The organism is Salinimicrobium terrae DSM 17865 (genome assembly GCF_000424665.1).
Taxonomy (GTDB): Bacteria; Bacteroidota; Bacteroidia; order Flavobacteriales; family Flavobacteriaceae; genus Salinimicrobium; species Salinimicrobium terrae.
Genome location: NZ_AUKI01000011.1, coordinates 356,032 through 376,873 on the forward strand (window position 1 = coordinate 356,032; position 20,842 = coordinate 376,873).

General features: G+C 40.2%; 21 protein-coding genes. 13 read left to right on the forward strand and 8 right to left on the reverse strand.

All coding sequences use genetic code 11. The features are described from left to right. Positions 1 to 32: 32 nt before the first annotated feature. A complete protein-coding gene (locus H148_RS17200) occupies positions 33 to 998 on the reverse strand; it encodes a L,D-transpeptidase (protein WP_083961567.1) in 966 nt (321 codons plus the stop codon). Between the two features lie 255 nt (positions 999 to 1,253). On the opposite strand from H148_RS17200, the gene H148_RS0104195 reads away from it, so the two are divergent. The 4 genes from H148_RS0104195 (at position 1,254) to H148_RS0104215 (ending at position 4,341) form a co-directional block, all read left to right on the forward strand. Continuing rightward, positions 1,254 to 1,637, forward strand: a complete 384-nt coding sequence (locus H148_RS0104195; protein ID WP_029033679.1) for an LPS-assembly protein LptD — start codon at positions 1,254 to 1,256, stop codon at positions 1,635 to 1,637. 5 nt (positions 1,638 to 1,642) lie between these two features. Next, positions 1,643 to 2,218: a pentapeptide repeat-containing protein gene (locus H148_RS0104200; protein WP_029033680.1), complete on the forward strand. Its 576-nt coding sequence runs from the start codon at positions 1,643 to 1,645 to the stop codon at positions 2,216 to 2,218. A gap of 11 nt (positions 2,219 to 2,229) precedes the next feature. Beyond that, entirely contained in the window at positions 2,230 to 2,955 is a 726-nt protein-coding gene (locus H148_RS18270) for a DUF2927 domain-containing protein (RefSeq protein ID WP_029033681.1), read from the forward strand. 186 nt (positions 2,956 to 3,141) lie between these two features. Next, positions 3,142 to 4,341, forward strand: a complete 1,200-nt coding sequence (locus H148_RS0104215) for a DEAD/DEAH box helicase (RefSeq protein WP_029033682.1) — start codon at positions 3,142 to 3,144, stop codon at positions 4,339 to 4,341. Between the two features lie 178 nt (positions 4,342 to 4,519). Here the strand turns inward: H148_RS0104215 and H148_RS0104220 are convergent, their stop codons facing one another. Further along, on the reverse strand, positions 4,520 to 5,260 hold the full coding sequence (locus tag H148_RS0104220) for an SDR family NAD(P)-dependent oxidoreductase (protein WP_029033683.1): 741 nt from the start codon (positions 5,258 to 5,260) through the stop codon (positions 4,520 to 4,522). Positions 5,261 to 5,368: 108 nt separating this feature from the next. On the opposite strand from H148_RS0104220, the gene H148_RS0104225 reads away from it, so the two are divergent. After that, positions 5,369 to 5,920, forward strand: a complete 552-nt coding sequence (locus H148_RS0104225) for a macro domain-containing protein (RefSeq protein WP_029033684.1) — start codon at positions 5,369 to 5,371, stop codon at positions 5,918 to 5,920. Positions 5,921 to 6,010: 90 nt separating this feature from the next. On the opposite strand, the gene H148_RS0104230 is transcribed toward H148_RS0104225, so the two are convergent. From H148_RS0104230 to lon, 4 genes are all read right to left on the reverse strand, one after another. Next, complete coding sequence (locus H148_RS0104230; protein ID WP_029033685.1) at positions 6,011 to 7,006, reverse strand: NADP-dependent oxidoreductase; 996 nt, start codon at positions 7,004 to 7,006, stop codon at positions 6,011 to 6,013. Between the two features lie 150 nt (positions 7,007 to 7,156). Then, positions 7,157 to 9,016, reverse strand: coding sequence for a 30S ribosomal protein S1 (gene rpsA, locus H148_RS0104235; protein ID WP_029033686.1), 1,860 nt, complete (start codon positions 9,014 to 9,016; stop codon positions 7,157 to 7,159). A gap of 345 nt (positions 9,017 to 9,361) precedes the next feature. Beyond that, entirely contained in the window at positions 9,362 to 10,057 is a 696-nt protein-coding gene (gene cmk, locus H148_RS0104240) for a (d)CMP kinase (RefSeq protein WP_029033687.1), read from the reverse strand. 160 nt (positions 10,058 to 10,217) lie between these two features. Continuing rightward, complete coding sequence (gene lon / locus H148_RS0104245; RefSeq protein ID WP_029033688.1) at positions 10,218 to 12,668, reverse strand: endopeptidase La; 2,451 nt, start codon at positions 12,666 to 12,668, stop codon at positions 10,218 to 10,220. A 217-nt stretch (positions 12,669 to 12,885) separates the two neighbouring features. Between lon and H148_RS0104250 the strand changes: the two genes are divergently transcribed. The 4 genes from H148_RS0104250 to H148_RS0104265 are packed head-to-tail and all read left to right on the forward strand — an operon-like array spanning position 12,886 to position 15,845. Continuing rightward, on the forward strand, positions 12,886 to 13,446 hold the full coding sequence (locus tag H148_RS0104250) for an RNA polymerase sigma factor (RefSeq protein WP_029033689.1): 561 nt from the start codon (positions 12,886 to 12,888) through the stop codon (positions 13,444 to 13,446). Next, positions 13,436 to 13,999, forward strand: a complete 564-nt coding sequence (locus H148_RS0104255) for a hypothetical protein (protein ID WP_029033690.1) — start codon at positions 13,436 to 13,438, stop codon at positions 13,997 to 13,999. The genes H148_RS0104250 and H148_RS0104255 overlap by 11 nt, the downstream gene beginning before the upstream one ends. Continuing rightward, positions 13,980 to 15,077 (forward strand): hypothetical protein, encoded by a 1,098-nt coding sequence (locus H148_RS0104260; RefSeq protein ID WP_029033691.1) that lies wholly within the window; start codon positions 13,980 to 13,982, stop codon positions 15,075 to 15,077. The genes H148_RS0104255 and H148_RS0104260 overlap by 20 nt, the downstream gene beginning before the upstream one ends. A gap of 33 nt (positions 15,078 to 15,110) precedes the next feature. Beyond that, on the forward strand, positions 15,111 to 15,845 hold the full coding sequence (locus H148_RS0104265) for a head GIN domain-containing protein (protein ID WP_029033692.1): 735 nt from the start codon (positions 15,111 to 15,113) through the stop codon (positions 15,843 to 15,845). Between the two features lie 69 nt (positions 15,846 to 15,914). Here the strand turns inward: H148_RS0104265 and H148_RS0104270 are convergent, their stop codons facing one another. After that, a complete protein-coding gene (locus H148_RS0104270) occupies positions 15,915 to 17,246 on the reverse strand; it encodes an MFS transporter (RefSeq protein ID WP_029033693.1) in 1,332 nt (443 codons plus the stop codon). Positions 17,247 to 17,310: 64 nt separating this feature from the next. Continuing rightward, positions 17,311 to 18,135: a M48 family metallopeptidase gene (locus tag H148_RS0104275; protein ID WP_029033694.1), complete on the reverse strand. Its 825-nt coding sequence runs from the start codon at positions 18,133 to 18,135 to the stop codon at positions 17,311 to 17,313. A 151-nt stretch (positions 18,136 to 18,286) separates the two neighbouring features. Between H148_RS0104275 and H148_RS0104280 the strand changes: the two genes are divergently transcribed. From H148_RS0104280 to H148_RS0104295, 4 genes are all read left to right on the forward strand, one after another. Continuing rightward, complete coding sequence (locus H148_RS0104280; protein ID WP_029033695.1) at positions 18,287 to 19,156, forward strand: alpha/beta fold hydrolase; 870 nt, start codon at positions 18,287 to 18,289, stop codon at positions 19,154 to 19,156. Positions 19,157 to 19,184: 28 nt separating this feature from the next. Then, positions 19,185 to 19,673, forward strand: coding sequence for a peptide-methionine (R)-S-oxide reductase MsrB (gene msrB, locus H148_RS0104285; RefSeq protein WP_029033696.1), 489 nt, complete (start codon positions 19,185 to 19,187; stop codon positions 19,671 to 19,673). 100 nt (positions 19,674 to 19,773) lie between these two features. Further along, positions 19,774 to 20,178 (forward strand): peptide-methionine (R)-S-oxide reductase MsrB, encoded by a 405-nt coding sequence (gene msrB, locus H148_RS0104290; protein WP_029033697.1) that lies wholly within the window; start codon positions 19,774 to 19,776, stop codon positions 20,176 to 20,178. Between the two features lie 2 nt (positions 20,179 to 20,180). After that, on the forward strand, positions 20,181 to 20,690 hold the full coding sequence (locus H148_RS0104295; RefSeq protein ID WP_029033698.1) for a hypothetical protein: 510 nt from the start codon (positions 20,181 to 20,183) through the stop codon (positions 20,688 to 20,690). The last annotated feature ends 152 nt before the right edge of the window (positions 20,691 to 20,842 follow it).

Below are 20,842 nucleotides of genomic sequence, written 5' to 3' on the forward strand. Positions count from 1 at the left end.
TCGGGAATTCGTTTCCGGCAACCTTTCTAATTTTATTGAATTGTCTCCAATCCTTCGGAAGGCACAGGAAGTTCTTCGGCAGGAATCCCTGAAGGATCAAAATTTCTTTTATCCTTTCGGTATTCTGAAACATACCTGCGCAAAGTTTTCATTTCATCTGCACTAAGGTAATTCGAATCTGGATTTTCTGCCAGATCCAACCATGGCACAGGGCTTTCAAAGTCATATTCTCCAAAAACCATAAAAGGTGTGCCGTTTCTTTTCACCACCTGCCTGGTAGAATCCAGCTTCCACTGGTCTGCCCAGTTATATATTTCCTTTGCATCTTCATTTCGTAGGCGCACACATGCGTGGCTTGCCGGGTATCCCGGCATGTCGTACTCATGTACTCCTACGCCTTCAAAATTCATAAAATTGAAATAGTAAGGCAATATCCATGCGTCATTAACAGTACTCACTTTACGCACAGCTTTGTGATTTCCGTAGAATAGCCCTGCGGGAGTAGGTGTGGTCTTTTTACCCGAACTCACAGGTCCCCATCGAATTAAATTCCCGTGCTCATACAAAGCAAAACCCTGAACACGCCTCGAGATTAAAACCACTTTTGGAATCGAATCAAAAATCTCAAAATTTTTCGGAAACGGGGAATAATCATGGAAATCGGTTGTAAGTGTGTCGGGGATAATAAGAACATCTCCCGCATCCAGTCTATTTGCATCCATACGATTAAGCGCAAAAATAAACTTCTGATTCACTTCAGTATATCTGGTTAAAAAGCTGTCCACCTGCGCAGAATTTTCAAGACTGTCCCGATGGTAAGTTATTAATAACGGTAATTCTTCGATCTCCTGTTTAGTTGTATTTCCCTCTGGAGTTGAAATTTCAATTGAATTATCCGGGTCTTTTTCAACCCTTTCAGACCTGTCACAGGAACTTAATCCGGAAAGAACCAGAATTACTAAAAAGAAATTAAATAGATATTCTATGGTATCCTTCATTTGCGTTGCCTCCTGCTTATTTGGTTTTTTTAATGTATTATTACTGAGTTAATTTATTAAGTTAAAGCTCAAACAATGTCTGGAAAAATTTGAAAAATCCCGGACGATCTGAAATTTTTAACTGAAGTTTAAAAATGACCTTTTGGGAGCTTTAAGCATGTGTCACAAATCGCGCCTAATCCTTAAAAAATATCTTAAATTAACCATAATAATTTATAAAATAATTATACCTTGTGAGCACTAAAAAATGCAACTATGAAAATTTTGGTGCTATTTTTCTTTCTATTGGCAGGAACGGGATTAATGGCTCAGGAGGCCCCGATTACCTTCGAGAGTAAAGGAATTACATTTTCCGGCGATGAAAGTGTGCTGCGCAACGACAAACAAATTGTGGAACTCACCGGAAACGTGCATTTTACCACTTCCATCGTGGAAATTGAGAAGGCCGAAAAAATAGTTTATGATAAAAAAACCAAAACTTTTACCATAAGCGGCTTTAATGAGTTGGTGCTAAACGGAAAAAAACGATTGGCTTCAGATCTTGGTTCTACCACACTTAAGATTGACCTTGGAGGAAGTATCGCATATCTAGTAGCCGAATCTTCAAACTGTAAAGGCGGGAAAGGAAAAGGCTGTTAGATGTAATGATCGAAGCTTACTTCTGCGACAAAGAATTCACCTCAAAAGATTTTCCGGAAATTCTACTTCCTGAGGGAGAATATGAAAATTGCAATTTTAACGGAATAAATCTCGCTGAAACTGACCTGTCAAAAATGACATTTTCAAAATGCATTTTTGAAACTTGTGATCTAAGCAACGCCAGGATTAAAAACAGCAGCCTTAGGGATGTAGAATTCAAAGACTGTAAATTAATGGGGCTGAATTTTCAGCATTGTGATTCATTTTTACTGTCTTTTTCATTTGATAATTGTCTCCTTGACTTTTCTTCCTTTTCCAGACTAAGAATAAAAAATACTTCTTTTAAAAATTGTAAGCTTTTGCAGGTAGATTTTTCTGATGCTGATCTTACTTCAGCCCAATTTCTGGACTCGGATCTTAGCGGAGCTATTTTCTTCAATACCCGACTGGAAAAAGCAGATTTCAGCACTTCTCAAAATTTCAGCATCGACCCTGAAAGTAATAGAATTACCGACGCAAAATTTTCAAAAATGGATTTACACGGACTATTGACCAAATACAAAATCAACTTAAGAGACTGAAGCAGAAATCTATGAAAAAATTCTTACCTCTCCTTATTTTATTCTTTCTTCTAACTATTACTTCCTGTTCCAAGGAAGAAATTGAGGAACCGGAAATCGAGTCCTATTATGAGCTTTTAACCGATTATGAAAAGGAAATTGTAAGTTATTTTGAAGATGTCGCTCTTGGCTTTGAATTTGGAAACTCAAGCCGCATAACCCGAAAATGGGCACAACCAATGAAGATATTTGTGGGCGGAGAACCATCAACAGCATTAGAGGAGGAACTCCATAAAATAACCACTGAAATAAATGGATTAGCTACCGATGGTTTCCAGATAGAAATTGTTACAGATACGCTACAGTCAAATTATTATATCTTTTTAGGAAGTGGACAGGATTATGCCTCAATTTTTCCAGAAATTAAGGAGTATATAGAAAGTAACTGGGGATTATTCACTGTCTATTACAACGGTAATAACAATTTCTATAAAGGAAATATGTATGTGGACCTTTACAGAACTACTTCCCTTGAAGCTAAAAAGCATCTTTTACGTGAAGAACTTACTCAATCTCTTGGTCTCGCGAGAGATTCAGAACTTTATGAGGAAAGTATATTTCAGCTAAAATGGACTACAATAACTCAATATTCCAATATTGACCGGGAATTAATACAACTCCTCTACCACCCTGAAATGAGGCCAGGTCTCAATAGCCGGGATGTCAAAGAAGTTCTTGCAAAAATTTTATTAGAGTAACAGGGAGATTTTAGTTCCCTTTCGGCCTGGTTCTTGCTTCATTGTAATTTCGGCAGATAAAAAGCTTATCTTTGCCAACTTCTTTACATTCATATACGGCAAGTTGTAAGCCGGTTCAGAATAAAAAACAGCAGCTGTTTCAAGAAAATGCAACGTCTTTTCCAGCATTTCACATAAAAATACTTAATGTCTTTTAAAAATTTAGAATTAGATGAGGCCTTACTTAAGGCGCTCGACACCCAGGGATACACAAACCCCACCCCAATCCAAAAACAAGCAATACCGGTAGTACTTTCAGGAAAAGATCTTTTGGGAGTAGCCCAAACCGGAACTGGAAAAACAGCCGCTTTTGGCCTGCCTATTCTCCAATTATTAAATGAAAAGAAATCTTCAAATAGAGGAATTAGATCTTTGATCTTAACCCCAACCAGGGAACTTGCGATTCAAATAGATGAAAGCCTCGAAGCCTATGGAAAACACACCAGGTTGAGCCATTCAGTTATTTTTGGTGGCGTATCACAGCATAGCCAGGTTCAGAAATTAAAACGCGGAGTGGACATTCTGGTGGCTACCCCCGGTCGTTTACTCGACCTGATGAACCAGGGTTTTATTAACCTGAAGTCACTGGAAATTTTTGTTCTCGATGAAGCGGACAGGATGCTTGACATGGGATTCATTCATGATGTTAAGAAGGTAATTAAAAGCCTACCCGAAAAAAGGCAGACTCTTTTCTTTTCGGCTACCATGCCGGAAGAAATCCAGAACCTGGCAAAAATGATGCTGAAGAATCCTGTAAAAGTGGAAGTTACCCCTCCTTCATCTACGGTTGATAAAATTCAACAGCGTGTTTATTTTACAAACAAACCTGATAAGCGTAAATTACTTCTTCATCTTTTGGAAAGCAACGGTATAGAAACGGCACTCGTTTTTACCCGCACAAAACACGGAGCAGATAAGGTTGCAAGATTCCTGGATAAAGCAAAAATCAGATCGGCTGCCATTCACGGAAATAAAAGTCAGAATGCGCGTCAAAATGCTTTGAACAACTTTAAGGACGGTAAATTAAACGTTCTGGTAGCTACAGACATTGCCGCCCGCGGAATTGATATCGATGAACTTACCCACGTTTTTAATTTCGACCTACCTAATGTTCCGGAAACTTACGTACATAGAATTGGCCGTACCGGTCGTGCAGGAAATGAAGGAATTGCAATTTCTTTTTGTGCTGCAGATGAACGCAAGGAGCTAAAGGATATTGAAAAACTGGCATCTATAAAGATTCCGGTAATAGATGGACATCCTTATCCTATGGACCTTAATGCAGAACCTGCACCCGCAGCCCAAAACCGTAACCGCAATAACAGACAAAGTAGCAGAAGGCGGTAATTTCAAGTGGTCAGGGGGCGGTGCTCAGTAAGCAGAAAATATTGTTATAAAAAAGAGTCTACTCCAGTGGAATAGACTCTTTTTTATTTTCTAAACTTCCTACATCTAAACCTGTACTTCTAGTTATTTATTTTTAATTTCACACTTCTCCTTCGTCATTCTACCTTCGTATTTCAAATTATCTTGCCAGGTATCCTCCGTCAATCGGATAGTAACTTCCCGTAGCAAAAGAGGCTTTATCACTGCCAAGCCACAGGATCAATTCGGCTACTTCTTCGCTGCGGCCCAGACGACCGATGGGGTGCAGAGAAATTAGCTGATTTTTGACCTCATCATCCAACTGGTCCAACAATGGAGTGTCTATAAAGGCAGGCCCTACCGCATTGACCCTAATCTTCTGGGAGGAATACTCGATCGCCGCAGTGCGTGTCATTCCAACAGCTGCATGTTTGGCAGCAACATAACCTGCAGATCCTTCAAAACCAACACTACCCAGAATGGAAGCAATGTTAATGACACTGCCCTGCCCATTCCTGAGCATGGCTTCAATCTGATATTTCATTCCGTAGAAAATGCTGTGCAGGTTGACATCGATAACCCTATGCCAGCCTTCGAGACTCATATCTACGATCTTGTTGGCCTCCCCGCCTATTCCGGCATTATTGACTGCAATATCAAGTTTGCCATAGGTCTTTACAGCAAAATCTACAAGGGCTTTATTTTCGGCTGCCGAGGCTACATCAGCTTTAAAAAAACTGGCTTTGCCACCGTTTTTTTCAATTCGATTTACAACCTCTTGCCCGGCTTCGGAATTAATATCAGAAACTACAACTTTAGCACCCTCACGACCAAAAAGAAGCGCGGTAGCCTCTCCTATTCCGGAAGCCGCACCCGTGACGATTACAACTTTACCTTTCATAACTCACTTAATTTGATTGATGTAAGTTAAAAAATGTAGAAATAAAAAAGCATGACTAAAATCAGGAAGGATTGGAAGAGGACTGGAAATTTGTTATTTTAGGGAGGTATGAAAAAGTCAATTTCAGGAGTAATTATTGAACTGCGTCAGGGAGATATCGCAAACCAGGTGGATTGTGAAGCTGTGGTGAATGCAGCAAATGCGAGGCTGGAAACCGGTGGCGGAGTGGCCGGAGCCATCCACCGTGCGGCAGGCTCAGGTCTTGTCAAAGAAGCGCAACCACTAGGACCTATAAAGCCGGGAGAAGCAGTAATTACGGGCGGTCATAATCTTCCAAATGAATATGTGATCCATTGTCTGGGGCCCGTTTACGGCCGGGATAAACCTGAACAGGAGCTACTTTCAAAATGTTATAAAAATGCTCTCGTACTTGCCGAACAGAACAAGATAACATCTATCGCTTTTCCGGCCATTTCCACCGGCGTTTTCGGATATCCTGTTGAAGACGCTGCAAAAGTGGCTTTTTCAACAGTAATTGAGAAAATACATAATCTTCAGTATGTGAAGCAGATCGTTTTTGTACTCTTCAGCACTCAGGATCTGGAATTGCATGAAAGGGTTTTGGAGCAAACTTTACAGGGAAAGGATTATCCGGGGTAACAGAAAAATTGCCATTCGTGACTTGGTTTCTCAGTTATCATATTATTACACAAACGGGGCTGAGAATATTCAAATCTTAAAATTTACTCTTTAAACTTTCACCACCATTTTGCCTACATTCTTCCCTTCAAAAAGACCTATAAAAGCTTCAGGAAGTTTTTCGAAGCCATCAACCACAGTTTCATCGTAATCCAAACTTCCATCCTTTAACCACGCACTTAACTGTCGTAAAGCCCGGCCGAAATCTTTCGCATGGTCGCGAATTAGGAATCCCTGCATTAGGGCTGTTTTCTTTATTAAAATACCTTCAGGACGGGGACCTGTAGGAACCTGGGTCTCATTGTAAAGGGAAATTGCGCCACAGTTTATTATTCGTGCGTCTTTGTTGATGGTCTGTAATACGGCATCAAGAATCTCGCCTCCCACATTATCAAAATACACGTCTACCCCGTCGGTACAGATGCGTCTTATAGCATCGGCCATATTTTCTTCCTTGTTATAGTTTAGTCCTTTATCGAAACCGAATTTCTCCTCTATATGGCCAACTTTTTCATCACTTCCTGCAATTCCAACAACCATACAGCCTTTGATCTTTCCGATTTGACCGGCTATGCTTCCAACTGCTCCGGCAGCACCCGAAACTACTAGAGTCTCTCCCGGCTTCAAATCCCCAATTTTATCCAATGCGAGAAAGGCTGTAAGACCGGTTAAGCCTAACAATCCCAAATATGCAGGTAAAGGTGCTAAATCCCTGTCTATCCGGTTCAAACCTGTTCCGGCAGAAGTTTGAAGTTCTTTCCACTTCAACATTCCTGAGACAAATTCTCCTTTTTGAAAATTTTGATTTCGGGACTCCATCACCTCGGCAACAACCATAGATTCCATGGGTTCATTCAACTTAAATGGAGGTATGTAGGATGGCTCATTACGCATCCTCCCTCGGAGATAGGGATCCACAGAAATATAATGAGCCTTTAGAAGGACCTCTCCATCCCCGGGTTTTGGATCATTTTCTTCAATAATCTCAAAATCTGTTGTAGAAGGTCTTCCTGCCGGACGATTTCTGAAAAGTATAGTTTTACTCATAATTTTTCAATTTCAATTGGTTGGTTTAATCGGGGGAAAATTCAGAATTATTTAAAAATATGCCTGGTCGCACATTAGATAATAAAAAGGTATAAAAAAACCTCCTTAGTTGCCTAAGGAGGTTTGATTTATTTAGAAAAAATTTCAGGATTATGATTTTCCTTCCATTTTATCTTTCAACGCCTGAAGTTCTGAGTTCACATCACCCATAGTGGTGCTGCTCTGAGCTTGTTGTGCAGCGGCTTTTTTCTGAGCCTGCTTTACAATTTGCTGCTCTTCTTCCTTGTGAATAGCAGTATGAGATGCTACCACTCTCTTGAATTCTTTATTAAATTCAATGATCTGGAATTCTGCAGATTCTCCCTGCTTAAGTTTGCTTCCGTCTTCTTTCTCAAGGTGACGTTGCGGAACGAAGGCAGTGATATCTTCATTAAAGTCGATAGTCGCACCTTTGTCAACGATCTCTGTAATTGCAGCAGTGTGTGTAGTTCCTACAGCGAATTCAGTTTCGTATTTATCCCAGGGATTAGACTCTGTTTGCTTATGACCTAAGCTCAATTTACGTCCTTCTACATCAAGTTCAAGAACTACAACGTCAAGCTTATCACCTACATTAGTAAATTCTGATGGATGCTTGATTTTCTTAGTCCATGAAAGGTCTGAGATATAGATAAGTCCGTCGATTCCTTCTTCAAGTTCAACGAATACTCCGAAGTTAGTAAAGTTACGAACGATACCGGTGTGTCTCGAACCTACAGGATACTTTGAAGTGATATCAGTCCATGGGTCTGGCGTCAATTGCTTGATACCAAGAGACATTTTTCTGTCTTCACGATCTAAAGTAAGGATCTGTGCTTCAACCTCATCTCCAACGTTCACGAAGTCCTGAGCTGAACGCAGGTGCGTGCTCCATGACATTTCTGAAACGTGGATAAGACCTTCAACACCTTCGGCAACTTCGATAAATGCACCGTAATCTGCGATTACAACTACTTTACCTTTTACTTTGTCGCCAATTTTAAGGTTCTCGTCAAGAGCTTCCCATGGGTGTTTGCTAAGCTGCTTAAGACCAAGCTGAATTCTTGTTTTAGCCTCATCAAAGTCAAGGATAACAACATTCAGTTTTTGATCAAGCTCAACGATCTCATTGGGATGGTTGATACGAGACCAGCTAAGATCTGTAATGTGGACAAGTCCGTCAACACCTCCAAGGTCAACGAATACACCGTAAGAAGTAATGTTCTTAACAGTACCTTCAAGTACCTGACCTTTTTCAAGCTGCCCAATGATTTCTTTTTTCTGCTCTTCGATATCTGCTTCGATAAGCGCTTTGTGAGAAACAACAACGTTCTTGAATTCGTGGTTAATTTTAACCACTTTGAATTCCATTGTTTTTCCAACGTATGCATCGTAGTCTCTAATTGGCTTCACATCGATTTGTGAACCAGGCAGGAAAGCTTCGATACCAAATACGTCTACGATCATACCACCTTTAGTACGACACTTAACGTATCCATTAACGATAAGACTTTCGTCATGTGCTTTGTTCACACGATCCCATGCCATAATAACACGAGCCTTACGGTGAGAAAGGATCAACTGTCCTGTAGCATCTTCACGAACATCGATCAATACTTCTACCTCATCTCCAACTTTAAGATCTGGATTGTAACGGAACTCGTTAAGAGAGATCACACCTTCACTTTTTGCATTGATGTCGATAATCGCATCGCGATCTGTAAGGTTAATAACAGTTCCGGTAACAACTTCATCATGTAAAGTGTCAACGAAATTTTCTGCTACAAGCTTTTCGAATTCTTCCAGCTTTTGATCGTCGATAGGATCAATTCCTTCTTCGTAGTTGTGCCAGTTGAATTCCTTTAAGAATTGCTCAGGATCTTGTTGCTGTACCTCTGCATCAGGTTGTGAGCTAGTCGCCATACCTGCTACGGGTTGAATTTCAGCGTTTTCAGAACCCTGAACTTCTTGATTTTTTGTTTCTTCAGCCATTGCTGATCATTAATTTGTATCCTGTATTCTTCCGGAAGATGCTTGCAATAAAAGAACACAGAAGTGTTTATAATATTGATTTTCAATCCTTTTAGTCCTCCGACCTATTGCTAAAAGGAGCGCAAAAATACGAATATTTTTTACAATTAACAATGTAGATATGAGATTTTAGATGTGAGAAATGAGATTGAAGGAATTGGATATTGTAGATTGTATAATGTTGCTCCAAAACAGATCTTTAAACCAAATTTCCGTAGATCTCACAGATTCCCACAGATCTTCAAATTCTCAAATCTTCAAATTCTCAAATTTTTTATTTGGAATTTGGCGCTTATAATTTGGAATCTAATTTTTGCTAATTGCCTCCTTATACAACTCAAGGATCTTCTCGAATTGCCCCGTTAAGCTGAGGTGGGAATTATCTATTTCTTTAGCATCTTCGGCTTTGACGAGTGGAGAATCTTCTCTCGTGGTGTCTAAAAGATCTCTTTCTTCCACATTTTCCAGAACTTCTTTATAGGTCACATCTTCTCCCCTTTCAGAAAGTTCCTTAAATCTTCGCTGCGCACGTTCTTCAGCACTGGCGGTCATGAAGATTTTGAGTTCGGCATCGGGAAATACTACCGTACCAATGTCGCGACCGTCCATGACTATACCTTTCTCCCTCCCCATTTCCTGCTGTTGAGCAACCAGCATTTCTCTTACTTCCGGCACAGCGGCCACCTTACTTACATATTGAGATACTTCCATTTGCCTTATCTCCTTTTCCACATTTTCGTTGTTCAGATACATTTCTCCAAAACCCACTTCAGGGTTAAAGATAAACTTCAGCTTAATGAGAGAAAGATCAGCCACCAATGCATCTTTATCAAAATTTAATTGTGAAATGTAGTTCTTTCGAAGAGCATAAAGTGTCACTGCCCTGTACATCGCGCCTGTATCAACATAAACATAGCCTAGTTCCTTGGCCAGCTGTTTAGCTACAGTGCTTTTCCCTGTTGATGAAAACCCGTCTATCGCAATGGTGATCTTTTTCGTCATAACTTAGAGTTCTTCAGCTAAAAATATCAAGAGATAAGGTCTCAAAAATGGCATTTTTAGCACCTTAACAAAAATAAACATTCAAAGCAGGTTTTAAAGAAAAACCTCCCTAAATAAAAAAGACTCCGGAATTTCCGGAGCCTTTTTAAAAAAATTGAAACTATAATTTTTTGGGATTCTTCACCTTTTCATCAAGAATGGCCAGCTTAATAACTTCTGACATTTCCTTGACGTAATGGAAAGTAAGACCTTTACGGTATTCCTCCTTAATTTCATCAATATCCCTTCGGTTTTCCACACAAAGGATGAGCTCCTTAATATGAGCCCTTTTTGCAGCGAGAATCTTTTCTTTGATTCCCCCAACCGGAAGTACTTTTCCCCGTAAAGTAATCTCACCGGTCATGGCTATACTTTTCTTAACCTTACGCTGGGTAAACAGCGAAACCAGGGATGTCAACATCGTAATACCTGCACTTGGGCCGTCTTTAGGGGTTGCTCCCTCGGGCACGTGAATGTGTACATTGTACTTCTCCATGACTTCGGGATCTATTCCGAGTTCCTCGGCATTACCTTTAATATACTCCAGAGCAATGGTAGCCGACTCTTTCATCACCTTCCCAAGGTTACCTGTAATATTAAGAGTTCCTTTTCCTTTAGAAAGAATTGATTCAATAAAAAGAATATCGCCTCCCACCTGGGTCCAGGCAAGTCCTGTAACAACCCCGGCAGTTTCGTTATCTTCATATTTATCACGCTCCAGTTTAGGGCTTCCGAGCACATCAAGAATATCTGAGTCCTTTATCTTTTTGTTGTACTCCTCTTCCATCGCAATATTCTTGGCTGCATGTCTCACCATTTTTGCGATTTGTTTCTCAAGGCTTCTCACACCCGACTCACGGGTATAACCTTCAACTATTTTCTCAAGCTGCTTTTTTCCAATTTTGAGATTTTCTTTTGTAAGACCGTGTTCTTCCAATTGCTTCGGAAGCAAATGTTGCCTTGCAATTTCTACCTTCTCTTCTATAGTGTAACCGGTTACGTTAATGATCTCCATCCTGTCCCGAAGAGCAGGCTGAATCGGACTCAGGTTATTTGCTGTAGCAATGAACATCACTTTAGACAAATCAAACGGCATTTCCAGAAAGTTATCATGGAATTCACTGTTTTGTTCCGGATCCAAAACTTCGAGTAAAGCAGAAGATGGATCCCCGCTATGACCAATGCTTAGCTTATCTATCTCATCCAGTACAAAAACCGGATTGCTTGTACCTGCCTTTTTAAGGGATTGAATAATCCTTCCCGGCATGGCTCCTATATAAGTTTTTCTGTGCCCTCTAATTTCAGCTTCATCACGAAGACCACCTAAGGAAACACGTACATATTCTCTTCCCAAAGCTTCGGCTACAGAACGACCAAGACTAGTTTTACCAACTCCCGGAGGCCCATAAAGACAAAGAATCGGGGACTTCATATCGTTTCTGATTTTCAGCACAGCCAGGTACTCGATGATCCTTTTCTTTACATCTTCAAGACCATAATGATCACGATCAAGGATACGTTGGGCGCGCTTAAGGTCAAACTTATCTTTGCTGAAGTCATTCCAGGGAAGATCAAGGAACAAGTCTAGGTAATTCCGCTGAATCGAATACTCAGCCACCTGCGGATTCATCCGCTGCATTTTTGCAAGTTCTTTGTTGAAATGTTCCTGTATATCTTCGTTCCATTTCTTCTTTTTTGCACGCGCACGCATCTCCTCGACTTCGCCTTCGTGAGAAACGCCACCCAGTTCTTCCTGAATAGTTTTCATTTGCTGGTGAAGAAAATATTCCCGCTGCTGCTGGCTCATATCACTCTGCACCTTGCTCTGGATATCATTTCTAAGCTCCAGTTTGTGGTACTCCACATTCATAAACTTGAGCGTGGAAAGAGCGCGATCCTTAAGATCATTAGTTTCGAGTAACTTCTGCTTTTCTTCCACAGAAAGATTCATGTTGGAAGAAACAAAATTGATAAGGAACGAGGGACTCTCAATATTCTGGATAGCAAAAGAAGCTTCCGAAGGAATATTCGGGCTGTTCTTTATAATTTGTAAAGCCAGTTCTTTTATAGAATCTATAATTGCTCCGAATTCCTCATTTTCCTGTGCGGGACGTGCCTCGGGAACTTCTATGATTTTTGCCTTTAAAAAAGGTTTATCGGAGATTACTTCATCTATTTCAAAGCGCTTTTTCCCCTGGATAATTACAGTTGTATTTCCATCGGGCATTTTAAGGACCCTGAGTATTCGTGCAACTACTCCAACTTTATTAATATCTTTTGCAGCCGGATTCTCTACCTTCTCATCTTTTTGGGAAACTACTCCAATTACCTTTGTATCGTTGTTAGCTTCATTGATTAATTTAATGGAGGCATCACGACCTGCCGTAATAGGAATAACCACACCGGGAAAAAGCACTGTATTCCTCAATGGTAAAATAGGTAGTACTTCCGGGAGGTCTTCTTTGTTTATTTCTTCTTCATCTTCGGGGGTCATCAAGGGAATCAACTCCGCATCTTCATCTATTCCCTGTAATGACAGACTGTCAAGGTTTGTAAATTTTGTTCTGCCCATATCTGTTTTTAAGTCAAACTGTCATTGCAGTTTTTATATCATTAATTTGCAAGTTACTTTAATACCTTTACTTTCAACGTAAATCAGGCATTTAAAGCACATTCTTCGGGCATTAATTCAATTGTTATGCCACGTAAAGAAAAAATTTTAAAAGAAATTTTTTTGAAACTGTAACAATTTGAAATCCATCCTATCTTTACTATAAAGCGTTAATATCTTGACACTAACCACCACACATATTGATGAGCTTTTGGAGAAATGTCGTCGGGGGGACGAACGTGCTCAAATGAAAATTTACAAGAAGTACAGCAAAGCAATGTACAACGTGGCGCTGCGCATTGTAAAGGATTCGGCCGAAGCTGAAGACATCATGCAGGAATGTTTTTTAAAGGCCTTCGACAAACTTGAAACCTTTGAAGGAACCTCCACATTTGGGGCATGGCTTAAGAAGATTGTGGTCAATCACAGTATAGGGATTTATAACAAAAATACCCGCCACACCGAAGTTCGGTATGAAGATCAATTCAAACATGCTGCAGATGATTCGGAAGGAATTGCTTCAGAAGAAGAAGAGCAAAACCCAAAAGTAAAAATGATCTTAAAAACAATGGAATCATTAAAAGAAAATTACCGCGTGGCATTAACCCTTCATTTGATTGAAGGCTATGATTACGAGGAAATCTGTGAAATTCTGAATATCACCTACGCCAATTGCAGAACAACAATTTCACGGGCAAAAGAAAGCCTACGCACCAAATTACTGAGCTATGAAAACTAATAATGACTTAAAAGACCTTTTTGAGGGACTGGATTTCGACATTGCCGAACCATCTTCCAGCCATGAAGACCGGTTTCGGGAAAAACTAAGGCAAAGGCCTCAAAAGAAAAAACCACAGCACAATGGAGTGATAAATATGTGGGTGCCTGTTATGGCTATAGCGGCAAGTTTTCTAGTAGCCGTGTTAATTTTTCAGGGAGTCTTTACTTATCCCTTTTCACAGGAGCAGAAGTTGGCAAATGTGTCACCCGAGATGAAGCAAACACAGGATTTCTATTCCTCGGTCATTAGAACAGAACTCGCTGCAATACAGGAGCAAAAATCTCCCGAGACCGAAGCAGTGATTAATGATGCTTTAGCTCAACTGGAGATACTGGAAAAAGATTATGAAAAACTGGAAAAAGATCTTGGAGAAAGCGGACAGGATCAAAGAGTGATCTTTGCTATGATCACCAATTTTCAAAAAAGAATTGACCTTTTAAAAATGGTCGTTGAAAAAGTTAATGAAATAAACACCCTAAATAACAACAGTCATGAAAACAATACTATATAAAGCTTTGATCGTTTTCTTTCTTATCCCGGCAATAGCCTGTGCAGAAGGAGATCTTAAAGGAAAATACACCAAAACAAAAAAAATTAAAAAAGATTTTAGCGTATCTCCCAATGACATGCTCAAGATCACCAACAGCTATGGTAATATTGATATTGTCACTTGGGATCAAAACCGGGTAGAGATCGAAGTCATTGTTCGTACCAACGGCAACGATGAGGAAAAAGTTGAGGAACGCCTGCGGGAAATAGACGTGGCTTTTAATCAATCTGGCGGACAGGTAACTGCAAAAACGCTGCTTGAAAAGGATAACAATAATTCTTTTTGGGGAAGTCTTTTCGGATTAAATAACAGTAATGTCAATATGGAGATCAACTACAGAGTGAAAGCTCCGGTCACCAACCGGGTGGATCTCTCCAATGACTACGGCAGCATCAACCTGGACAAGCTTAAAGGGGATGCTCAAATTTCAGCGGACTACGGAAAGCTCATGATAGGTGAGCTCCACGGAAATAACAATCAATTGGATTTTGACTACACCCGAAACAGCAGTATTGGGTATGTAAAGCGTGCAAAGATCAATGCAGATTATTCTGAGTTCACAATAGACGAAGCAGGAACTTTGGATTTGAGTGCAGATTACACAGATTCCAATATACACAAAGTTGAGAACCTAAGTTTTAACAACGATTATGGGTCTTTAAAAGTAGAAAGATTAAAAAATATAAAAGGAGAAGGTGATTATCTGGGAATAAAATTAGGTCTTGTATACGGCATCCTGGACATCAACATGGATTACGGTTCTCTTGTAGTTCAAAAGATCATGCCGAGCTTTAAAGACATCAATATCAATAGTGACTATACAGGAGTTAAGTTAGGATATGACAAAGGAGCTCCCTTTATGTTTGAAGTGAAAACGGCTTATGGAGGAGTAAATGGAATAAATAACAGTAACTTTACTGTAAACAAACGCAACCAGGGCGGGAGCGATAATTATTACCAGGGCTATTATTTAAATGAAAATACAGGAGGGAGAATTTCTGTAGATTCAAGCTATGGCAGCGTTTCATTTACCAATTAGTCAATAAAATTCATCAATCTAAAAATACTCATCATGAAAAAATTAATTACCACAATTCTAGTTGCCCTTTTCTGCATAACCGGAACTCAGGCCCAGTGGTGGCAAGGGACCAAAAAAGTTGAAGGCAACGGGAATATGGTTACCCAAACCAGGAATACCTCTGATTATGAATCAGTAGCTCTTACCGGCTCAATGGATGTCATTCTTGTAAAGGGAAGAGAAGGAAACCTTAAGATTGAAGCCGAAGAGAATCTACAACAACATATCCTCACTGAAGTTAGTGGAGGAAGATTAAAGATTTCTGTTGAAAAAGGTTATTCCCTGGATCCTTCCAGGAATAATGAAATTACTATCACTGTTCCTTTTACCGACATTGACGGGGTGAGCTTAACGGGATCTGGCGATATAAGATCATCAGAAATGATAACTTCGGAAAATTTCTCCATTAGTATCACCGGTTCAGGAGACATAAAACTTCCTCTTAAGGCGAAAAATACTTCAGCAAATATTACAGGTTCGGGAGATATTGATCTCTCCGGAAGCTCCATAGATTTTGATTGTAAAGTAACAGGATCGGGAGATATTAGTGCTTTCGATTTTAAATGTGAAAATGTGCAGGCAATGGTAACTGGATCTGGAGATATTCAGGTTTACGCTTCAGAATCTTTAGAAGCCCGGACGCCTGGTTCCGGAGATATTGAATATCGCGGGAATCCAAAGAAAGAAGATTTTAGAACCCTGGGTTCGGGATCTATAAGTAAGAACTAGAGGTTACGTTAATTAAAGCGGCTTAAAGACCTCACCCATTGCAGTGTCAAAAAGGGGTTTTTAAGCCGCTTATTTTTTTGCCAGTTTTCCGGTACGGGGAACCTTCAGCAATAAAATAACACCGATAACAAAAAAGAGTGTTAGGAAAAGAACCGAAAACCTAATGCTACCAAAAACCTGAGCCACTATTCCGTAGAGCGACATACCAATAACAATCCCTATCTTTTCTGAAACATCGTAAAAACTAAAATAACTGGTGGTATCAAGAGTACCTTCAGGAAGCATTTTGGAATAGGTAGAGCGGGAAAGTGTCTGGATTCCGCCCATTACCAGTCCCACAAGTCCTGCAGCAATGTAGAATTGAAATGGAGTTTCAACAAAAAAGGCGTAAATACAAATACCAATCCAGAAAACATTCACAAGAATAAGCGTCTGAATATTCCCCATTTTTGCAGAAAGACGGGAGGTAATGTTTGCTCCTGCTATCGCCACCAACTGAATTAAAAGGATACTGACAATTAAACCTGTAGTTGCATCCTGTCCTGTCCAGTTTACCTCTTCAATACCGAAATATGTAGCCACTAGCATTACTGTCTGTACCGCCATGCTGTAAACAAAGAATGCCCGCAAATACTTTTTTAACCTCGGATTGTTTTCAAATGATCTCCAGATCATTTTTATTTCTTTAAATCCATTTAATAGTACATCCCGGGTGAGTTTTTCCTTTTTATTTCCCTTCGGAAGATAATAATAGGTGATTTGACTGAACCCCATCCACCAAATTCCCGTAAGTACAAAAGATAAACGGGTAGGCATGCTCTCATCTTCAAAACCGAACCATTTATAATTTAGTACCATCATTAAACAAAGAATCAATAGGATCACACTTCCAATATAACCCATTGAAAAACCTTTTGCACTCACCTTATCCTGCTGTTCGGGAAATGCAATATCAGGAAGGTAAGAGTTATAAAATACCAGGCTTGCCCAAAAACCCACAAGAGCCAGAAAATAGCAAGTGAGGCCAAACCACAAATTCTCTATAGTAAACCAGTACAAACCAATACATGACAGAGCTCCCAGGTAGCAAAAGAATTTCAAAAAATTCTTTTTGTTGCCCACATAATCTGCAATGCCCGAAAGAAAAGGACTAATCACAGCCACTACCATGAAGGCCATTGCAGTAACATAACTTATAAGGGAATCATTATTAAAATCAAAGCCCAGCAGTTGCACGGAATCTTGCACTACTTCTCCTTTATCATTTTTTACTATAGTAAGAGCAGCGTAAAAAATGGGGAAAATTGTAGAGGCAATTACGAGGCTGTACACAGAATTAGCCCAGTCGTAGAAAGCCCATGCCTTGAGCAATTTTTTACTTCCTTTCGGGAGTTCTTTCATATAAGTGCAAATAAAAAGAGCTGCCAAAATTGGCAGCTCCTAAAATACTGTTTTTTTGAGATTCCTATTTAAAGGTAGTAACCCCATATTTTCGTGCCTCGGCTTTAGCCTCGGGAGCCCATTTTTCAATATTATTGATCCTTGTCTGTGGATTAGGGTGGGTACTTAGGAATTCGGGCGGTGCCTGTCCTCCACTTTCCTGAGCCATTCTTCTCCATAAGTTGGCAGCCTCAGTGGGATCATATCCCGCCATAGCCATCAAGGTAAGCCCAATTCTGTCTGCCTCACTTTCGTGGCTTCGGCTAAAAGGCAGCATTCCACCAAGGTTTGAACCTAAACCATATGCTTGTGCAATGATTTGCTGTGTGCTCTCGCTTCGGCCTCCGGCTGCAGCTCCTACTACAGCACCGCCAACCTGCTGTAACTGGGCTGCACTCATACGCTGCGCTCCGTGATTTGCCACGGCGTGAGCCACCTCATGGGCCATAATAGCTGCAACTCCGGTTTCATCTTGTGCAATAGGCATAATACCGGTGTAAAAGGCAATTTTACCTCCCGGCATAGCCCATGCATTTACCTGGTCATCATCCTTAAGAAGAGAAAACTCCCATTGATAATCATCAAGATAACCGGGATGGCCGTTTGCATCCAAAAATCTTTCGGCAGCAACTGCTATTTTCCTGCCTACGTTTTTGATCATATTTGCTTCTTGAGTATTACGAACTACCTCATTTTGTGCCAGTACTTCTTCATACTGCTGAAAAGCCGCAGGGAAGATCTGGGAATTGGAAACAAAATTCAAATTTCTTTCACCTGTAAAAGGGTTTGTTTTACATCCTGCCATAAGCAGTAGTAAACTAACCACTATTGTAATTTGTCTAAGTTTCATAATAAATGATTTTTGTTAAAGTTACTAAATCGACCCTGCTCCACTTGAAGCTTTAGATTAGGTTTAACAAAATACCTGCCAAATTTGAAAACCCTTCTAAAGCTTTGTCTGGTAAGGTTTCATATTTGTATCTTGCAGGCTTTTTCCCTTTATGACAACACAATATAAAGATAAAACTCCGGTACAAAGGCTGTTGGTACCTTCTTACGTTCTGGCCGCCGGAAAAATCCTTACAAAGATATCTCCGTTCCTTGCCAGCAGGTTTGCGGCCAAACTTTTTCTTACCCCATTCAGGTATAAGCTTCCTGAACGGGAAAAGAAAATGGATAGAGAAAGTAAACAGAAAAAATTGATACTCCCTCATTACCAACGGGAAATAGTAGTATATCAATACGGCAATTCTTCGAAAAAGATATTATTGGCCCATGGTTGGAGTGGCAGGGGAACGCAACTCGCCGTTATGGCCGAAGAGCTTGTCAAAGCAGGTTACTCTATAGTAAGTTTTGATGCCCCGGCACATGGTAAAGCTGCAGGCAAGACGAGCATGATGCCGCACTTCATTGAAGCTATCGAGATTCTTGAAAAAAAATACGGACCATTTGAAGCTGTTATTGGTCATTCCCTGGGTGGAATGGCTTCTCTGAAAGCCGTTTCCGACGGACTGACTGTAAAAAAGCTCGTGATCATAGGTACGGCAAACAGCGTTACCCGCATTACCAAAGAATTTGCCTATAACATGAAAATGAATGAAAAGGTGGCTGGTAAAATGAAATCATACTTCGACCACAAATTTGGAGTAGACATGGATACTCTTTCGGGTGCTGTTTCTGCGGAAGGAGTGAAAACCCCTACCCTGGTCGTACATGACGAGGATGATGTTGACGTAAGGATCAATTCGGCTTATGAGATCCATGAAAAACTTGAAAATAGTGAGATTTTAACCACAAAAGGTCTTGGTCACCGTAGAATATTAGGGAATCAGGATGTTATTAATAAAATCATTAAATTTCTTTCGGTATAGTTCTTGCATCTTCAGGTAAAAAAGAACCATGCAGCGCATTTTTATTGCCATTTTTTCATTACTACTCCTTAGTTGTAACAGTCATGCCCAGGATTCAAAAAACCAAAAAGAGTATCCGGTTTCAAAATCCGAGGCCCAGTGGAAAGCAGAATTAAGCCCTGCAGCATATAAGGTATTGCGGCAAAAAGGAACTGAAAAAGCTTTTTCCAGCGAGTTGAACCGTATAGAACAACCCGGCACTTTCGTCTGTGCAGCCTGCGGAAATGAACTTTACGAAACCAAAAATAAATTTGAAAGCGGGACCGGCTGGCCAAGCTTTGACCGCCCTGTTAGCGAAAGCAATGTTGATTATCGCCCGGACAGAACGGGAGGATTCCCGGCCACTGAGGTTGTTTGTGCCCAATGCGGTGGACACCTTGGACACGTGTTTAATGATGGCCCCAAAAACACCACCGGCAAGCGACACTGTATTAATGGCGTGGCAATGAATTTTCTTCCGGAGAGTGATAACAGGTAGAAAGTTTACCAATTGTTTAAGAGTGCCTACCATTCATATTATTTAATTTTAAAACAAACAGTCTAACAGTCTAACAGTCTAACAGTCTAACAGTCTAAAAATGGTCAAAAAATATCCTATAGAACGTTCAGAATCTGAATGGCGAAAAAAGCTTTCAGATGAGCAATATCGTGTTTTGCGAGAAAAAGGAACAGAAGCGCCCCACTCCGGTAAGTACAACATGCATTTCCAGGAAGGGGCATATCGCTGTGCGGCCTGTAATGCAGAACTTTTTGAAAGTGATCAAAAATTTGAGAGTAATTGCGGTTGGCCCAGTTTTGATGATGCCAAAGAAGGTGCGATAGAATACGTGCAGGACAGGAGTTTTGGAATGATACGCACAGAGATCTTATGCGCAAATTGCGGCAGCCATCTCGGGCATGTTTTTGACGATGGTCCCTCAGAGACCGGGCAACGCTACTGCGTTAACTCGGCAAGTATAGAATTTGAATCTAAATCCCAATAAACATGAAAAAAATAACATTATTATTCGCTTTTATAGCCTTTAGCCTTACTTCCTGCTCCAGTGATGAGCCGGGACCACCGGGACCACCGGGAGAACCCGGAATTAATATACTGGGACAGACATTTGGAGACCTTACTGCAAGAAGTTTTGATTTTGACAGTGATTTTAATCTGTATAATCATTATTTTGAAATTCCTGCAGATGTTGAAGTTTTCGAATCTGACGCCATTTTAGCTTATAGACTGGAGGTTATAGGTGATGTGGAGACATGGAGTTTACTGCCAAAATCGTATTTTTTAAATGACGGAAGGATTATCCAGTACTCTTTTAATCATACAGATGAAGACGTGGAGATAGTTATAACCGGAAACTTTGATCTGGCAACCTTAGATGAAGATTATCTACAAAATCAATACTTCAAGTTTGTAGTAGTACCATCGGAGTTTGTTGATGAAATGAGCATAGATTTTTCAGATCATGATGCCGTAATGCAGGCGCTTGATTTAAAGTAACCGAATCCCCCTTTTTAACTAAAATTCCTTTTTCCCGTCGGGAGAAAGGAATTTTTTTGTGGAAAGGTGCTAAAAAGGTCTTTTTTATAGGTAATTCCTGAAATCATATACTTTTGCTTTAAGGTTAAATTCCGTAAATTCGCTGTCTTTAA

What these genes read in the sequence shown, in the direction of transcription:
- H148_RS17200 (WP_083961567.1), bottom strand. Translation starts at nt 998, where the DNA reads ATGAAGGATACCATAGAATATCTATTTAATTTCTTTTTAGTAATTCTG.
- H148_RS0104195 (WP_029033679.1), top strand. Translation starts at nt 1,254, where the DNA reads ATGAAAATTTTGGTGCTATTTTTCTTTCTATTGGCAGGAACGGGATTA.
- H148_RS0104200 (WP_029033680.1), top strand. Translation starts at nt 1,643, where the DNA reads ATGATCGAAGCTTACTTCTGCGACAAAGAATTCACCTCAAAAGATTTT.
- H148_RS18270 (WP_029033681.1), top strand. Translation starts at nt 2,230, where the DNA reads ATGAAAAAATTCTTACCTCTCCTTATTTTATTCTTTCTTCTAACTATT.
- H148_RS0104215 (WP_029033682.1), top strand. Translation starts at nt 3,142, where the DNA reads ATGTCTTTTAAAAATTTAGAATTAGATGAGGCCTTACTTAAGGCGCTC.
- H148_RS0104220 (WP_029033683.1), bottom strand. Translation starts at nt 5,260, where the DNA reads ATGAAAGGTAAAGTTGTAATCGTCACGGGTGCGGCTTCCGGAATAGGA.
- H148_RS0104225 (WP_029033684.1), top strand. Translation starts at nt 5,369, where the DNA reads ATGAAAAAGTCAATTTCAGGAGTAATTATTGAACTGCGTCAGGGAGAT.
- H148_RS0104230 (WP_029033685.1), bottom strand. Translation starts at nt 7,006, where the DNA reads ATGAGTAAAACTATACTTTTCAGAAATCGTCCGGCAGGAAGACCTTCT.
- rpsA (WP_029033686.1), bottom strand. Translation starts at nt 9,016, where the DNA reads ATGGCTGAAGAAACAAAAAATCAAGAAGTTCAGGGTTCTGAAAACGCT.
- cmk (WP_029033687.1), bottom strand. Translation starts at nt 10,057, where the DNA reads ATGACGAAAAAGATCACCATTGCGATAGACGGGTTTTCATCAACAGGG.
- lon (WP_029033688.1), bottom strand. Translation starts at nt 12,668, where the DNA reads ATGGGCAGAACAAAATTTACAAACCTTGACAGTCTGTCATTACAGGGA.
- H148_RS0104255 (WP_029033690.1), top strand. Translation starts at nt 13,436, where the DNA reads ATGAAAACTAATAATGACTTAAAAGACCTTTTTGAGGGACTGGATTTC.
- H148_RS0104260 (WP_029033691.1), top strand. Translation starts at nt 13,980, where the DNA reads ATGAAAACAATACTATATAAAGCTTTGATCGTTTTCTTTCTTATCCCG.
- H148_RS0104265 (WP_029033692.1), top strand. Translation starts at nt 15,111, where the DNA reads ATGAAAAAATTAATTACCACAATTCTAGTTGCCCTTTTCTGCATAACC.
- H148_RS0104270 (WP_029033693.1), bottom strand. Translation starts at nt 17,246, where the DNA reads ATGAAAGAACTCCCGAAAGGAAGTAAAAAATTGCTCAAGGCATGGGCT.
- H148_RS0104275 (WP_029033694.1), bottom strand. Translation starts at nt 18,135, where the DNA reads ATGAAACTTAGACAAATTACAATAGTGGTTAGTTTACTACTGCTTATG.
- H148_RS0104280 (WP_029033695.1), top strand. Translation starts at nt 18,287, where the DNA reads ATGACAACACAATATAAAGATAAAACTCCGGTACAAAGGCTGTTGGTA.
- msrB (WP_029033696.1), top strand. Translation starts at nt 19,185, where the DNA reads ATGCAGCGCATTTTTATTGCCATTTTTTCATTACTACTCCTTAGTTGT.
- msrB (WP_029033697.1), top strand. Translation starts at nt 19,774, where the DNA reads ATGGTCAAAAAATATCCTATAGAACGTTCAGAATCTGAATGGCGAAAA.
- H148_RS0104295 (WP_029033698.1), top strand. Translation starts at nt 20,181, where the DNA reads ATGAAAAAAATAACATTATTATTCGCTTTTATAGCCTTTAGCCTTACT.